This window comes from Seonamhaeicola sp. MEBiC01930, assembly GCF_045277075.1.
In the GTDB taxonomy this organism is placed as follows: domain Bacteria; phylum Bacteroidota; class Bacteroidia; order Flavobacteriales; family Flavobacteriaceae; genus Seonamhaeicola.
This window is the reverse complement of the sequence record NZ_CP104270.1, coordinates 1,940,086-1,954,986: the sequence shown is the minus strand read 5'-3', so window position 1 is coordinate 1,954,986 and position 14,901 is coordinate 1,940,086. Positions and strand designations below refer to the sequence as shown.

14 protein-coding genes are annotated in these 14,901 nt (G+C 33.5%); 2 read left to right on the top strand and 12 right to left on the bottom strand.

The annotated features are described in order from the left end of the window. Window positions 1–5 precede the first annotated feature (5 nt). Together pta and N1F78_RS08545 are read left to right on the top strand one after the other, a co-directional pair. Complete coding sequence (pta, locus tag N1F78_RS08550) at window positions 6–2,096, top strand: phosphate acetyltransferase (protein WP_406682742.1); 2,091 nt, start codon at window positions 6–8, stop codon at window positions 2,094–2,096. 3 nt (window positions 2,097–2,099) lie between these two features. Further along, a complete protein-coding gene (locus N1F78_RS08545; protein ID WP_406682741.1) occupies window positions 2,100–3,287 on the top strand; it encodes an acetate/propionate family kinase in 1,188 nt (395 codons plus the stop codon). Here the strand turns inward: N1F78_RS08545 and N1F78_RS08540 are convergent. The 12 genes from N1F78_RS08540 to cobA all read right to left on the bottom strand — a co-directional run bounded on the left by N1F78_RS08540 (window position 3,273) and on the right by cobA (window position 14,893). Further along, window positions 3,273–4,019 (bottom strand): head GIN domain-containing protein, encoded by a 747-nt coding sequence (locus N1F78_RS08540; RefSeq protein WP_406682740.1) that lies wholly within the window; start codon window positions 4,017–4,019, stop codon window positions 3,273–3,275. The genes N1F78_RS08545 and N1F78_RS08540 overlap by 15 nt on opposite strands. Window positions 4,020–4,023: 4 nt before the next feature. Further along, window positions 4,024–4,449: a VOC family protein gene (locus tag N1F78_RS08535; RefSeq protein ID WP_406682739.1), complete on the bottom strand. Its 426-nt coding sequence runs from the start codon at window positions 4,447–4,449 to the stop codon at window positions 4,024–4,026. 10 nt (window positions 4,450–4,459) lie between these two features. Continuing rightward, window positions 4,460–5,557, bottom strand: coding sequence for an acyloxyacyl hydrolase (locus N1F78_RS08530; RefSeq protein ID WP_406682738.1), 1,098 nt, complete (start codon window positions 5,555–5,557; stop codon window positions 4,460–4,462). Between the two features lie 34 nt (window positions 5,558–5,591). Then, window positions 5,592–6,545 (bottom strand): methylenetetrahydrofolate reductase, encoded by a 954-nt coding sequence (locus N1F78_RS08525; RefSeq protein WP_406682737.1) that lies wholly within the window; start codon window positions 6,543–6,545, stop codon window positions 5,592–5,594. Window positions 6,546–6,650: 105 nt separating this feature from the next. Beyond that, window positions 6,651–6,890, bottom strand: coding sequence for a hypothetical protein (locus N1F78_RS08520; RefSeq protein WP_406682736.1), 240 nt, complete (start codon window positions 6,888–6,890; stop codon window positions 6,651–6,653). Between the two features lie 3 nt (window positions 6,891–6,893). Next, on the bottom strand, window positions 6,894–9,569 hold the full coding sequence (gene metH / locus N1F78_RS08515; protein ID WP_406682735.1) for a methionine synthase: 2,676 nt from the start codon (window positions 9,567–9,569) through the stop codon (window positions 6,894–6,896). Between the two features lie 13 nt (window positions 9,570–9,582). After that, window positions 9,583–10,596, bottom strand: a complete 1,014-nt coding sequence (locus tag N1F78_RS08510; RefSeq protein WP_406682734.1) for a homocysteine S-methyltransferase family protein — start codon at window positions 10,594–10,596, stop codon at window positions 9,583–9,585. A gap of 132 nt (window positions 10,597–10,728) precedes the next feature. Beyond that, window positions 10,729–11,619, bottom strand: coding sequence for a cysteine synthase CysM (cysM, locus tag N1F78_RS08505; protein WP_406682733.1), 891 nt, complete (start codon window positions 11,617–11,619; stop codon window positions 10,729–10,731). Beyond that, complete coding sequence (epsC, locus tag N1F78_RS08500) at window positions 11,606–12,346, bottom strand: serine O-acetyltransferase EpsC (protein ID WP_406682732.1); 741 nt, start codon at window positions 12,344–12,346, stop codon at window positions 11,606–11,608. The genes cysM and epsC overlap by 14 nt, the downstream gene beginning before the upstream one ends. Before the next feature lie 139 nt (window positions 12,347–12,485). Next, a complete protein-coding gene (locus N1F78_RS08495) occupies window positions 12,486–13,541 on the bottom strand; it encodes an NAD(P)/FAD-dependent oxidoreductase (protein WP_406682731.1) in 1,056 nt (351 codons plus the stop codon). After that, a complete protein-coding gene (locus N1F78_RS08490; RefSeq protein WP_406682730.1) occupies window positions 13,538–14,128 on the bottom strand; it encodes a bifunctional precorrin-2 dehydrogenase/sirohydrochlorin ferrochelatase in 591 nt (196 codons plus the stop codon). Before N1F78_RS08490 ends, N1F78_RS08495 begins: the two co-directional genes overlap by 4 nt. Window positions 14,129–14,131: 3 nt before the next feature. Then, window positions 14,132–14,893: a uroporphyrinogen-III C-methyltransferase gene (cobA, locus tag N1F78_RS08485; RefSeq protein WP_406682729.1), complete on the bottom strand. Its 762-nt coding sequence runs from the start codon at window positions 14,891–14,893 to the stop codon at window positions 14,132–14,134. Window positions 14,894–14,901: the final 8 nt, after the last annotated feature.

Sequence of the window (14,901 nt, the reverse complement as noted above, 5' to 3'; positions counted from 1 at the left end):
GTAAAATGAGCAAAGGAATTTATGTGGCTACTATAGAACCTAATAGTGGTAAATCTGTAGTAGTTCTAGGTTTAATGCGTATGCTTTTAGGTAAAACAGCCAAAGTAGGATACTTTAGACCAATTATTGAGGATGTTGAAGCAGGCGAAATGGATAACCATATCAATACCGTTATATCTTATTTCGATATTGATATCAACTACAAAAAAACATTCGCTTTCACTAGAAGTCAAGTTTTAGATTTGTACAATCAAGGTAAATCTGGTGATGTTATAGATGAAATCATCAAAAAGTATAAAGTTTTAGAAGAACGTTTCGATTTAGTTTTAGTTGAAGGCACAGACTTCTCACATGAAAACTCAAGCTTAGAACTAGATATCAACCTACTTATTTCTAAAAATTTAGGCCTTCCAGTTATCATTGTTCTACATGGTGATGGTAAAAAGAAAAAAGAAATTTTGGATAGCGCACAATTGGCTTACGATACTTTTAAAGAAGAAGTTGATGTTCTTTCTATGATGATTAATAAAGTTGATGAAGAACTTCTAGATTGCTTAAAACCAAAGTTAATCAAACGTATAACTTCTGCTCCAGACATTACTGTAATTCCAAAAATAAAAAGCTTAGCCAACCCAACCTTAAAGGAAATTGTTAAAGCTTTAGATGCTAAGGTTCTTTTTGGAAAAGATATGCTCAATAACCAAGTTTTAAATTCTGGGGTAGGCGCTATGCAACTTAGAAATTATATTACTAAGTTGAAAGACGGCTCCCTAGTCATTACTTCAGGAGACAGAGCAGACATCATTTTAGGCGCATTACAAGCACACATTTCTAAAAACTATCCAAAAATTTCGGGAATTGTACTTACCGCAGGATTACTTCCAGAAGACTCTATCTTAAAACTAATTGAAGGACTCTCTAGTGTGGTTCCTATTATAAGTGTAAACGATGGAACTTTTAATGTTACCAATGCTATTGGGAAAGTAAAATCTAGAATTTATGCGGAAAACTCGGAAAAAATAGCCACATCAATATCAACATTTGAAAAACATGTTGACACCGATAAGTTGGCAGACCGTTTAATTACTTTCCAATCGGATATTTTTACTCCAAGAATGTTCCAATATAATTTGTTGCAAAGTGCACTGAAAGATAAAAAGCATATTGTACTCCCGGAAGGCTATGATGAACGTGTATTGAGGGCCACAGCTAGATTAGTTAGCGCACATGTTGTTGACATCACTTTGATTGGTGAACGAGAAAAAATACAAGACCGAATAGAGCGTTATGACATCCCATTGAATTTAGATAATATTAATACAGTTTCTCCTGCTGAATCAGAACATTTTGAAGATTATGTAAATACATTTTACGAGTTAAGAAAACATAAAGGTGTGAATTTAGATATGGCAAGAGATGCCATGTCTGATGTGTCTTATTATGGAACCATGATGATTTACAAAGGTCATGCTGATGGTATGGTATCAGGGGCAGTACATACTACACAACACACATTACGCCCAGCACTTCAGTTCATAAAAACAAAACCGGGCTGCAATATTGTTTCCTCAGTTTTCTTTATGTGCTTAGAAGACCGTGTATCAATCTTTGGTGATTGTGCTATAAACCCAAATCCTAATGCCGAACAATTAGCAGAAATTGCTATTTCGTCTGCGCAAACAGCTAAGAATTTTGGTGTTGAACCTAAGGTAGCTATGTTATCTTATTCTTCAGGATCTTCAGGAAAAGGTGAAGATGTAGAAAAGGTTAGAAAAGCCACTGAATTAGCTAAAACCATAGCTCCAGAATTAAAAATTGAAGGACCTATTCAATATGATGCGGCTGTTGATAAACGCATTGGAAAAAGCAAATTACCAGATTCAGAAGTAGCAGGTCAAGCCAGCGTTTTAATTTTCCCAGATTTAAACACTGGAAATAACACCTACAAGGCTGTACAACGTGAAACCGGGGCATTAGCCATTGGACCAATGCTACAAGGTTTAAACAAACCTGTTAATGATTTAAGTAGAGGGTGTACATCTGATGATATTTACAGCACCGTAATAATAACTGCAATTCAAGCTCAAGAATTATAAACAATGCAAATACTAGTATTAAATTCAGGAAGTTCTTCATTAAAATTTCAACTTTTTTCTATGCCAGAAGAAACTATTATTTGCTCTGGACAAATAGAGCGAATAGGGTTTGAAGACGCAATATTTAAGTTTAATTCCAGCGGAGAAAACATAGAATACATAACACCAATTGCAGATCATAAGCAGGGGTTAGAATTAGTAGCCAAACAACTTTTAGATGAAAAAACAGGGGTTATTAAATCTCCTGACGACATTGCTGTTGTTGGGCACAGAGTTGTACATGGAGGGAAACACTTTAGTAACACTACTGTAATTAATAAAGAAGTAAAAGACAAAATAAAAGCATTATCATCATTAGCTCCTTTACACAACCCTCCTAATTTAGAAGGTATTGAAGTAGCCGAAGAGATATTTAAAAACGCAAAACAAGTAGCTGTTTTTGATACGGCTTTCCACCAATCTATTCCAGAACATGCCTACAAATATGCTATTCCTAATAAATATTTAGAGCAACATCATATTAGATTATACGGTTTTCATGGTACAAGCCATAAATATGTATCTGAAAAAGCCATTGAAGCTTTAGGTAAACCAGATTCTAAAATAATAACCATCCATTTAGGAAATGGTTGTAGTATGACTGCTGTAAAAAATGGTGAAAGTATAGACCATACGTTAGGGTTTTCACCTGTTAGTGGGTTAATAATGGGCACACGCTCTGGCGATGTTGACCCTGCTATTATTTTCCATTTAGCGGAACAACATGGTTTTAAGCTTGAAGACATTAATAATATGCTTCAAAAACAAAGCGGCATGCTTGGTTTAACTGGCTTTAGTGATTTACGTGAGATTCAAGAAGAAGCAAAAAAAGGAAATAAAAATTGCATTTTAGCCTTAGAAATGAATGCCTACCGAATTAAAAAATACATTGGTAGCTATGCGGCTATAATGAATGGGCTTGATGCTATAGTATTTACTGCTGGTATTGGAGAAAACTCAGATGTTATGCGTAAACGTGTTTGCTCAAATTTAGAATATCTTGGAATTAATTTAGACGATGCCAAAAATGCTGTAAGATCCAGTGGTATAAGAGAAATTAACACAAAAGAATCTGAAGTTAAGATATTTGTAATTCCAACTAATGAAGAATTGGAGATAGCAAAACAATCGGTAGCTTTATTTGAAAATTAATCGTCCTTTATAAAGTTCTTCTACATCTATAGAAGGAGGTTGATTTATTGAAATAACATTACCTGTGCTTCTTATTATCCCTTGAATGGATTGTTGCGGATTTACAATAATATCATTAGAACTACGATGCGATATGTTTACATTTTGAGCTATTAAACCTTCTCCTTCAAAACGACTATTACCAGCAAAAAAGGAAACATTTAAAGTGTTTGTATTACCACTTATATAACAATTAGATAAACTATTAAATGTAACCCAAAAAGATTGACAGTTTATATTTAGCCTAAAATCTCCAACAGTAAATGATTCTGAATCATTGAAATCTTCAGATAAAATAGTTAAGCTAGGATAGTTTAAAACGCCTTCAGAACTAATATCATACTGAGTAGAACTTCTAATTTCTTTAATATTAGGCGATGTTACATAAATTTTAGACACACCATAATCTCTAACAAAATTACAAGTATTGTCATTGGTTAATATTAATTGATTGTCTAGAACTTCTAGTGAAAATTCATCAATTAAATTAAGTCCAGTTTCAACAACAATCTTTTGCGTTTCTCCTTGTTTAAGAATTAATTCAATATCTCTATTAACCTTTATTTTATTAAAAGACTCAACCTGAAACTCTTGCCGGATTAAAGCCCCAGATGTTTTAAAACAATCTACAGCATTTTCATCATCACAATTGAAAAATAAAAAAACAATTATTAAAACCTTCAAGTTTTTCATAAGCCTATTCTTCTATAGTATTTCCACAATCATCTAAAGGCAAAAACGGATTAAATGCTATCTCCCAAAGATTATCATCCAAATCTGCCACATAACCGCTATAGCCTCCCCAGAAAACTTCTTCAGGTTTTTTAACAACCTTAACCCCTCTTCCTTCTAGAGCGTTAAACAGTTCATCTACTTCATGCTTTGTTTTAGTATTATAGGCTAAAGTAAACTTTTTAAACCCTTCCCCTTCAGCACTAACATGAGCGTCTTCAGCTAACTTATCACTAGGATATAATGACAACAACAAACCATTTAATTGAAAAAACACAATATCATTGTTACTTGATTTCATTTTCTTCCAGCCAAACTTATTTTCATAAAAATCAGAAGCTGCCTTTAAATCCTTAACTCCAAGTCCGATTATAGTAACTCTTTGCTCCATTTTTAACAGATTATAATCTAATACCTAAACCAAATTCAACAGCCTCAGCTTTAAAACCATGTGATTTAAGCGTAAGTGCACCAAACCATTTTTTGCCAAAATAACGTTTCATTCCAACGCGAACATAGGTTTGTCCTTCAAAATCATATGGATAATACACATAATACCCTAATTGAGCTATTAAACTAATTCTATTAACAAATAATTCATGACCAGCATATACTCCAATACGTTTATAATCTTCATCTCCGGAAACTCCTTCATCTGGAAAAGCAACCGATCTATATTTTATATATTCCTTTAAGAAATTTGAATAAAACATATCAACTCCAAGTTGTATTGCACTTTTTCTATTTATACGTTTATCAGCATAGGCAGAAATAGTATAAAAAGAAAATTGACCACTATTTATTATATCACTTTCATTAACACCGCTTCTAAAAACCAAATTGTATTTAAATGGCTCAGTGAATTTTTTATCATCTTCAGCAAGTGTTTTTTGATACTCTGGGCTAACCTCATCTAAACTATAGGTAATTCCAAAATTAAGAGTTAAAGAATTAATACTGGTATTTGGTGCTTTAACATTAGCATTAGAATAATGTATAAAAGAAAAACCACCTTGCAATCCAAACCTATTAAATACACGCTCCTTTTTATAATTAAGCATGGCATATGTACTACTCATAATACTTGAACCAAATGCAACGTTTCTAAAATTGTCTTCTTTATGATATGGGTTAGTAGTATAGGCTAAACCTTGCCCTATACGTAACATTAAATTTCTCTTTAAAAAATAAAAATTATAATGCGCATACAACGAATAATTGGCACCTAAAACATCATTTTTCAAGTCTTGATATGCAAATGAAACACCATAATCAGGATAATTAAAACGCTGTTCCCAATTTTCATACCCAAAAGTTTTCTTATTCCAACTTACAATGATGCCTTCTGGATGACCTTGAATTAAATGAAGTATATCATAATTATGTAGTACAACATTACCCCCAAAATAATTAACATCAAAGTAGGACGAATACTGCTTATCTTGAGCAAAAGAAAAACTATAAATTAAGCTAAAAAAGCAGGTTAAATAAAACTTCATTAAGGGTAAACTTATACCGCAAAAGTAAAACTAATTAAAATAAGGCCGAGGCAATTGCTTTTACATTATCACTTTTACCCATAGAATAATAATGTAACACTGGTACCCCAAATTCTTTCAATTCCTTAGATTGTTGAATGGCCCAATCAATTCCTACTTGCCTAACAGCTTTATTGTCTTTACATTTTTCAACCTCATTAATAAGTGTCTCAGGCAAATCTATACTAAACACATGTGGAAGAAGCTGTAAATGACGGTTTACAGCTAATGGCTTAATACCTGGAATAATTGGAATATTAATACCATTTTCTTTAGCCAATTTCACAAATTCAAAGTATTTAGAATTGTCAAAAAACATTTGTGTCACCACATAATCTGCACCAGCATCAACCTTTTCTTTTAAGCGTTTTAAATCAGTTTGTAAAGATGGTGCTTCCATATGCTTTTCAGGATATCCAGCAACCCCAATACAAAAATCTGTTCTAAATTGTGTTGGGTTTTCTTCGTGTAAAAACTTACCATTATTTAAATCAGAAATCTGAGTAACTAATTCAGAGGCATAGGTGTGACCACCTTTAGTAGGCTCAAAATACTTTTGGTGCTTCATGGCATCACCACGTAACGCCACTACATTGTCAATTTCTAAATAATGACAATCTACCAACATATATTCTGTTTCCTCCTTTGTGAAACCGCCGCATAACACATGCGGTACCGGATCTATATTGTATTTATGTTTTAAAGACACCGAAATTCCTAAAGTTCCTGGACGCTTTCGAATAGTTTTTCTATCTAACAACCCTTCTTTTTCCACATAAACATATTCCTCTCTGGAAGTTGTTACATCAATAAACGGCGGGTTAAATTCCATTAAAGGATCTATATTATTATACAAATCTTGAATGTTTTTGCCCTTTACAGGTGTTACAATTTCAAACGAAAACAAAGTCTTGCCGTTAGCTTCTTTAATATGGTCTGTTACTTTCATTTATTTCTTTTAGATTTGGTAAGGGTTTTCACAAATTTAACATTCTTATTTAAATGTTATGGTAGAAGTTTAACATTTATACATCTTATGCACTATATTCTATAATTATTGCTGAGTTAAAGCCATCTTTACTGTTTCATTATCTTCTTCATATTCCCAGTAAACCCATCTTCCATTTAAATAATCAATGAGAATATATTTCTCGCTAACAGATTTTATACGTGATATGGCTACTAGCTTTTTGGAAAATCCATCTACCTTAACATGCTCCGTGATTTCGTTATTACTTTCATCAAAACCATGACAAACCATATGGTTTCCAAGAGTTAATTCTACAAATTTCATCTCTTATCCTTCAGCTAAATTAGCGTGTAGCCATTTTCTAGCTTTATCTTTGGTTATACCTTTTCTATTGGCATAATCAACAACCTGATCATCGGTTATTTTCCCTAAACCAAAATATTTAGCTTCTGGATTGCCAAAATAATATCCTGACACAGCTGCTGCAGGCCACATGGCTAAACTTTCAGTTAAGGTTACACCAATAATCTTTTCAACATCTAATAGTTCCCAAATAGTTTCTTTTTCTAAATGGTCCGGACATGCTGGATAACCTGGTGCAGGACGAATACCCTTATAGGTTTCTTTAATTAATTCATCATTTGTTAAATCTTCATTTTCGGCATAGCCCCAATGTTTGGTTCTCACTTGTTTGTGCAAATATTCAGCAAAAGCTTCTGCAAAACGATCAGCAATAGCCTGAGCCATAATTGCATTATAATCATCATCTTTAGCTTTATAACTATCTGCTAATTCTTGAGCGCCAAATATACCAACACAAAACGCCCCAATATAATCTGTTTTACCAGAAGTTTCAGGCGCTATAAAATCTGCCAATGCATGATTTGGAACACCTTCACGCTTTTTTAACTGTTGGCGCAAAGTTCTAAACACTGCTATTTCTTTGCCTTTTTTCTTAACCGTAATATCATCATCATTAATGGTATTGGCTTCAAATAAGCCAAATACAGCTTTTGGTTTTAAAAGCTGCTTAGCAATTATCTCCTTCAGCATGTTTTGCGCATCATTAAACAATATTGTTGCTTGTTCACCAACAACATTATCATTTAAAATATTTGGGTATTTACCGTGCAAATCCCAACTTCTGAAAAACGGACTCCAATCTATAAAGGGCTCTAACGCTTTTAAACTTAATTGTTTTAAAACTTGTATGCCCAATTCTTTTGGTTTTACAATTTCAGAGACATCCCAATCTATACTATATTTACGTCGTCTTGCTTCTTCAATAGAAATATATGATTTCTCCTTACCTCGTTTTAAAAACTTCTCTCTAAATTCATCATAATCCTTCTTCATTTTAGCAACATACTCATTTGAAGTTTTCTTATTAAGCAAATCACCAACAACTGTTACCGCCCTAGAAGCATCATTTACATGAACTACTGCATTCTTATATTGCGTATCAATTTTTACAGCCGTATGTGCTTTAGAGGTTGTTGCACCGCCAATTAATAATGGCATTGAAAAATCTTGACGTTGCATTTCTTTAGCTAAATAAACCATTTCATCTAGTGAAGGCGTAATTAAACCAGACAAGCCAATGGCATCTACTCGCTCTTCTATTGCTGTTTCAATAATTTTTTCTGGTGGCACCATAACACCTAAATCTACAATTTCGTAGTTATTACATGCTAATACCACACTTACAATATTTTTACCAATATCGTGGACATCCCCTTTTACAGTTGCCATTAATATTTTTCCAACTGGCTCTGATTTATCTGATTTTTCCGCCTCAATAAAAGGATTTAAATAACCCACAGCTTTTTTCATCACCCTTGCTGATTTTACCACTTGGGGTAAAAACATCTTTCCTTCACCAAACAAATCACCAACCACATTCATTCCAATCATTAAATGACCTTCAATCACTTCAATAGGTTTAGAAGCTTCTATACGTGCTTGTTCTACATCTTCAATTATATAAGCATCAATTCCTTTCACCAAAGCATGTGTAATTCTGTCTTGTAATGGATTTTCTCTCCAAGACAGGTCTACAGTTTTCTCTTTTTTAGAACCTTTAACTGTTTCGGCAAAGTCTAACAAACGTTCTGTTGCATCATCACGTCTATCTAAAATAACATCTTCAATATGCTCTAATAAATCTTTTGGAATATCATCATAAACCTCTAGCATAGCAGGATTTACAATACCCATATTCATACCTGCCTGAATTGCATAATATAAAAACACAGAGTGCATAGCCTCACGAACCGTATTGTTTCCTCTAAACGAAAACGACACATTGCTCACACCTCCACTAACACTAACATTTTCCAGGTTTTCTCTAACCCAACGTGTTGCTTCAATAAAATCAATAGCATTTTTACGGTGCTCTTCCATTCCAGTAGCAACAGGAAATATATTCAAATCGAAAATAATGTCTTCAGAAGGAAAACCTACTTTATTAACCAAAACATCATAAGAGCGTTTCGCTATCTCAACTCTACGCTCATAATTATCGGCTTGCCCAACTTCATCAAAAGCCATAACAATAACCGCTGCACCATAACGTTTTATTTGTTTTGCTTCCCAAATAAATTTGTCTTCACCTTCTTTTAATGAAATTGAATTAACTACACATTTTCCTTGTACAACTTGAAGTCCAGCTTCAATGATTTCCCATTTTGAAGAATCTATCATTATAGGCACTCGACAAATATCTGGTTCTGCAGCTATAAGGTTTAAAAACCGCACCATAGCTTCTTTACCGTCAATAAGACCATCGTCCATATTGATATCAATAATCTGCGCACCTCCATCTACTTGATGTCTAGCAATATCTAAAGCCTCATCAAATTGTTCTTCCTTAATTAATCTTAAAAACTTTCTTGAACCAGCAACGTTAGTACGTTCACCAATATTTATGAAATTACTGTTCTCATTTAGGATTAGTGGTTCTAACCCAGAAAGCTTCATATACTTTGTTTGCTTAACTTTCATCTACTTTAACCTCTTATTGAGATACTGAAATTAGTTCAGCATATTGACGCGGTTTATACTTTGCTGCAATTTCAGCAATTACCTTAATATGCCCAGGACTTGTACCACAACATCCACCAATAATATTTATTAAATTCTTTTTTAAATACTCTTCAATTTGCACGCCCATTTCTTCTGGAGTTTCATCATACTCTCCAAATGCATTTGGTAAACCTGCATTAGGATGAGCCGAAATAGCAAAATCTGTTTTATTTGCTATGGCTTCTAGGTGTGGTTGTAATAAATTGGCACCTAAAGCACAATTAAATCCAATTGAAAGCAATGGAATATGAGATACAGAAACTAAAAATGCTTCAGCGGTTTGACCAGATAATGTTCTACCGGATGCATCTGTAATAGTACCACTTAACATTATTGGTATATCAATATCCCTTTCCTCTTTTATTTGTTCTATAGCAAATAATGCCGCCTTGGCATTTAAAGTATCAAAAACTGTTTCTACTAATAAAATATCTACTCCGCCATCAACCAACGCTTCAGCCTGTTGTTTATAGGCTATCCGTAATTCGTCAAATGTCACAGCTCTATAACCAGGATCATTTACATCTGGAGACATACTTGCGGTACGGTTCGTAGGCCCCATGGCCCCTGCTACAAACCTTGGCTTATTTGGCTCTTTTGCCGTAAATTCATCTGCTACTTCCCTGGCAATTTTAGCTGACTCATAATTTAGTTCATAAACTAAATCCTCCATTTCATAATCAGCCATCGCTATTGTTGTCCCAGAGAATGTATTAGTCTCTACAATATCTGCACCCGCTTCAAAATACTTTCCATGTATAGTTTTTATAGCTTTGGGTTGGGTAATTGACAACAAATCGTTATTACCCTGTAATGGTACAGAATAATCCTTAAAGCGCTCTCCTCTAAAGTCATCTTCCGTGAATTTATAAGCTTGTAACATAGTACCCATAGCACCATCTAGCACTAAAATTCTTTCCTTTAAAGCTTTATTTATATTTGACATTGATATTATTTTGTTTTTAAATTATTGTGAAAAATAGCAGCTCTATTTTTCCTAATAACGCTAATACATTAATGTACTTATTTTCAAAAATAGGAACTATATTTTTGTTATCCTATTTAATTTAAATCTCAATTAATCGAACAAATCTGAGGACAAATACCTATCGCCTCTATCACATATTACCGCAACTACAATACCTTCATTAATAGATTCCGCAACTTTTAACGCGCAAAAAACAGAACCTCCACTACTCATTCCTGCAAAAACACCTGCCTCCTTTGATAAACGTTGCGTAGTAATTTTAGCGTCATCTTGTGTTACCTCAATAACTTCATCAACCTTACTTCTATCAAAAAATTCAGGAAGATATGCTTTAGGCCATTTACGAATTCCTGGAATTCTTGAGTTATCATCAGGTTGTGCACCAACTATAATAACTTCTTTATTTTGTTCTTTTAAATAAGTTGACACCCCCATTATGGTTCCTGTGGTACCCATAGCTGACACAAAATGAGTTATTTTACCTTCTGTATCCTTCCAAATCTCCGGCCCCGTGGTTTTGTAATGCGCTTTCCAATTATCATCATTTCCAAATTGATTTAGAAGCACATAACCTTTTTCATCTCTAAGCTTAAAAGCCAAGTCTCTGGCACCTTCAATACCTACATCTGAAGATGTTAAAATAACCTCAGCCCCATATGCACGCATCGTTTTTACACGTTCTATTGTGGAATTTTCAGGCATTATTATTACCATATTTACCCCTAAAGCCTGAGCAAATAATGCCAAAGCAATTCCTGTATTTCCACTTGTAGCCTCAACTAAAGTATCTCCTTTCTTTAGATCTCCACGCTTAAGTGCTTCGTTAATCATATTAAAGGCAGGCCTGTCTTTAACACTTCCCCCTGGGTTATTACCTTCTAATTTAAGTAAGAGTTTCACACCTTTTTTAGACACTAAATGACTTGCATCTACTAATGGTGTGTTACCAATAAAATCTATAATTGTATTATTTAATGCCATTTTTTTTAGGTCTAATTTTTATTTCTGTTTTGTAGGTAACTAAGGAATTTTCTGGAACAGATTCTGTAATCCAAACATTAGCTCCAATAACACTATTGGCTCCTATTGTAATATCACCTCCTAATACCGTAGCATTGGCATAAATGCAAACATTATCTTCAATAGTTGGATGTCGTTTTACCTTTGCAAGACTTTTTGCAACAGATATACCTCCTAAAGTCACCCCTTGATAAATTTTCACACCTTTACCGATAATTGATGTTTCGCCAATAACAATACCTGTACCATGATCAATGTAAAATGAATCTCCTATTGTGGCTCCCGGATGAATATCTATTCCTGTGATACCATGAATATACTCACTCATCATTCTTGGTAGAATTGGCACTTTCAACTTATAAAGTGCATGACTTAAACGATATATTGAAATAGCATAAAACCCAGGATATGCCAAATAAATTTCTTCTAAACTATGAGATGCAGGATCATTGTTTTCAAAAGCAATGGCATCTAAATCTAACTTTCTTCTTATCTCTGGAAGATTAGTTTTAAAGGTAGACCAGATTTGTTCTGCATTTTCTACTTCTAACTTTTTAAGTACCTTAATAAAGGTTTTTTCTAAATACGCACCATGCTCTTCTTCTTGATCACAATCAAACAAAGAATAAAACAATCTTTTGGTAAATGTTTTAACGGTATCTTTTAAGCAAACATTATAACTTTTCATTTCTTTGGATTCTAAAGTGTTATAAGAATTTCAAGGTATAAAAATAGAACTTATACCAATAAAACCTATTGATTTAAAAAATAAATCCTGCTAAGATAAACTTAGCAGGATTTTATAATAGTGATTATTTAATCAAACTTTAGTTTATAGCTTGTACAACTGCTTTTGGCGCTTCCTTTCGTGTTCCATCAAACCCATCTACACCAGAAACTGTAGTATATTTTAAAACAAATTTCTTCCCTGGGTTTATAATTTTATACGCAGCTTGACACATTATTGTGGCTTCATGAAAACCGCAAAGTATTAGCTTTAATTTTCCTGGATAGTAATTACCATCTCCAATAGCAAATATGCCTGGTATATTAGTTTGATAATCTAATGCATTATTAACCTTAATTGCATTTTTCTCAATTTCTAAGCCCCAGTTTGCAATTGGCCCTAATTTAGGTGATAATCCAAATAAAGGTATAAAATGGTCTGTTTCTAAAACAACAGGTTCTTCGCCTTTCTTTGTTATTTCAATACCTTCTACCTTTCCATCTCCTAAAATATTTGTGACTTCAGCAGGAGTAATTAAATTAATTTTTCCATCATTCTTTAGCTCTTGCACTTTCTCTACAGAATCTAAATGCCCTCTAAACTCATTACGTCTATGTACCAATGTAACACTTTTTGCAACGTCTGCTAAAAAGATACTCCAGTCCAATGCAGAATCTCCACCACCAGCAATTACTACGTTTTTATCGCGATACATTTCCGGTTCCTTTATCATATACTCAACACCCTTATCTTCAAATAGAGAAAGATTCTCAAGTTGAGGCTTTCTAGGTTCAAAACTTCCTAACCCACTAGCTATGGCAACAACAGGCGCTTGATGCTTTGTCCCTTTATTGGTTGTAACTATAAAAGTACCATCTTCTTGTTTTTCAACTGTATCTGCACGCTCACCTAAAGTAAAACCAGGTTCGAATTGTTTCCCTTGCTCTAACAAATTTCTTGTTAAATCTCCAGCCAAAATCTCAGGAAATCCTGGAATATCGTAAATAGGTTTTTTAGGATATAACTCTGAACATTGACCACCTGGTTGTGGCAATGCATCTATTAAATGACACTTTAGTTTTAACAATCCTGCTTCAAATACTGCAAATAATCCTGTAGGTCCCGCTCCTATAATTATTATATCTGTCTTAATCATTTTTCTGATTCTTTATTTTCAATTATTCCTTTAGTGAATTCGTTTAGCTTTTCAACCTTTTCTTCAAAATCACCTTTTATAGTTTTTCTATATTCATTTAAATTTTTAACTAAATCATCAATATTTTCAGGAATAACTTCCTCAAAAAACTGCCTTAGTCTTTTTGCCATTGTAGGCGACTTACCGTTTGTACTAATTGCCACTTTTACATTTCCTTTTGTAACAATACCTCCCATATAAAAATCACATAAAGGAGGGTTATCAGCAACATTTACTAAAACGCTTTGTTTTCTACAATGTTTATATATTTTTTCGTTTACTTTAGGTTTATCTGTAGTTGCTACTACAATATGTCTACCTTTTAAAAAACGTTTTTTATACTTTGTTTTTACAAGCTTTACATTACCCTGTTTAGCCAAAGACACTGTACCTTCTCTAAACATTGGTGACACCATTGTTACACAAGCATCAGGACTCGACTTTAACAAAAATGTTAATTTCTCTTCAGCAACATAACCTCCACCAACTATTAACACCTTAAGCTGCTTTACCTTAAGAAATATAGGATATAAATTATTTCTCTCCATAATTTATTGTTCAGATACTTCTCTGTAAATTGAACTTAAAACAGCTCTTTCTTTTACTACCTCGCCAATAATAATTATTGCTGGGTTTGCTAATTGCTTTTCTTCAACAATAGATTGAATGGTCTTAATTGTACCAATACCTACATTTTCATTATCTCTTGTTCCATTTTGAATAATAGCAATTGGTGTGTCTTGTTTGTTTTCGTTTGAAAAAATCTTTACAATTTCACCAAGTTTGCTCATCCCCATTAAAATCACAACCGTAGCTGTTGATTTTGCGGCTAACGCAACATCTCCTGATAACTGGTGCTTTTTTGTTGTTCCTGTAATTACCCAAAAACTTTCTGAGGCACCACGTTTAGTTAACGGAATACCTTGATATGCTGGCACCGCAATAGACGATGATATCCCTGGCACTACAAATGTTTCTAAACCAAACTGTCTTACATAGTCTATCTCTTCTGCTCCTCTACCAAAAATAAACGGATCCCCTCCTTTTAATCTAACTACATGTCCCTTTTCATTGGCCTTAGTAACAATCAAGTCATTTATTTGTTCCTGCTGAAATGCATAACACCCCTTACGTTTACCAACAAAAATAAGCTCCACATTAGCTGAAGCATATTTAAGTAAGTTCTTGTTTATAAGCGCATCGTATAAAATAACACTGGCAGATTCAATAGCTTTAATTGCCTTAAGGGTAATTAAATCCTCATCACCAGGACCAGCACCTACAACAGTTAACTTTGGGGTTACTAAACTCATTTTATAAT

Bases quoted from the DNA above. Each gene is read 5' to 3' on its own strand.
- N1F78_RS08530 (WP_406682738.1), bottom strand. From the start codon at position 5,557: ATGAAGTTTTATTTAACCTGCTTTTTTAGCTTAATTTATAGTTTTTCT.
- N1F78_RS08510 (WP_406682734.1), bottom strand. From the start codon at position 10,596: ATGTCAAATATAAATAAAGCTTTAAAGGAAAGAATTTTAGTGCTAGAT.
- N1F78_RS08540 (WP_406682740.1), bottom strand. From the start codon at position 4,019: ATGAAAAACTTGAAGGTTTTAATAATTGTTTTTTTATTTTTCAATTGT.
- N1F78_RS08525 (WP_406682737.1), bottom strand. From the start codon at position 6,545: ATGAAAGTAACAGACCATATTAAAGAAGCTAACGGCAAGACTTTGTTT.
- metH (WP_406682735.1), bottom strand. From the start codon at position 9,569: ATGAAAGTTAAGCAAACAAAGTATATGAAGCTTTCTGGGTTAGAACCA.
- pta (WP_406682742.1), top strand. From the start codon at position 6: ATGAGCAAAGGAATTTATGTGGCTACTATAGAACCTAATAGTGGTAAA.
- N1F78_RS08545 (WP_406682741.1), top strand. From the start codon at position 2,100: ATGCAAATACTAGTATTAAATTCAGGAAGTTCTTCATTAAAATTTCAA.
- cysM (WP_406682733.1), bottom strand. From the start codon at position 11,619: ATGGCATTAAATAATACAATTATAGATTTTATTGGTAACACACCATTA.
- N1F78_RS08490 (WP_406682730.1), bottom strand. From the start codon at position 14,128: ATGGAGAGAAATAATTTATATCCTATATTTCTTAAGGTAAAGCAGCTT.
- cobA (WP_406682729.1), bottom strand. From the start codon at position 14,893: ATGAGTTTAGTAACCCCAAAGTTAACTGTTGTAGGTGCTGGTCCTGGT.
- N1F78_RS08535 (WP_406682739.1), bottom strand. From the start codon at position 4,449: ATGGAGCAAAGAGTTACTATAATCGGACTTGGAGTTAAGGATTTAAAG.
- N1F78_RS08520 (WP_406682736.1), bottom strand. From the start codon at position 6,890: ATGAAATTTGTAGAATTAACTCTTGGAAACCATATGGTTTGTCATGGT.
- N1F78_RS08495 (WP_406682731.1), bottom strand. From the start codon at position 13,541: ATGATTAAGACAGATATAATAATTATAGGAGCGGGACCTACAGGATTA.
- epsC (WP_406682732.1), bottom strand. From the start codon at position 12,346: ATGAAAAGTTATAATGTTTGCTTAAAAGATACCGTTAAAACATTTACC.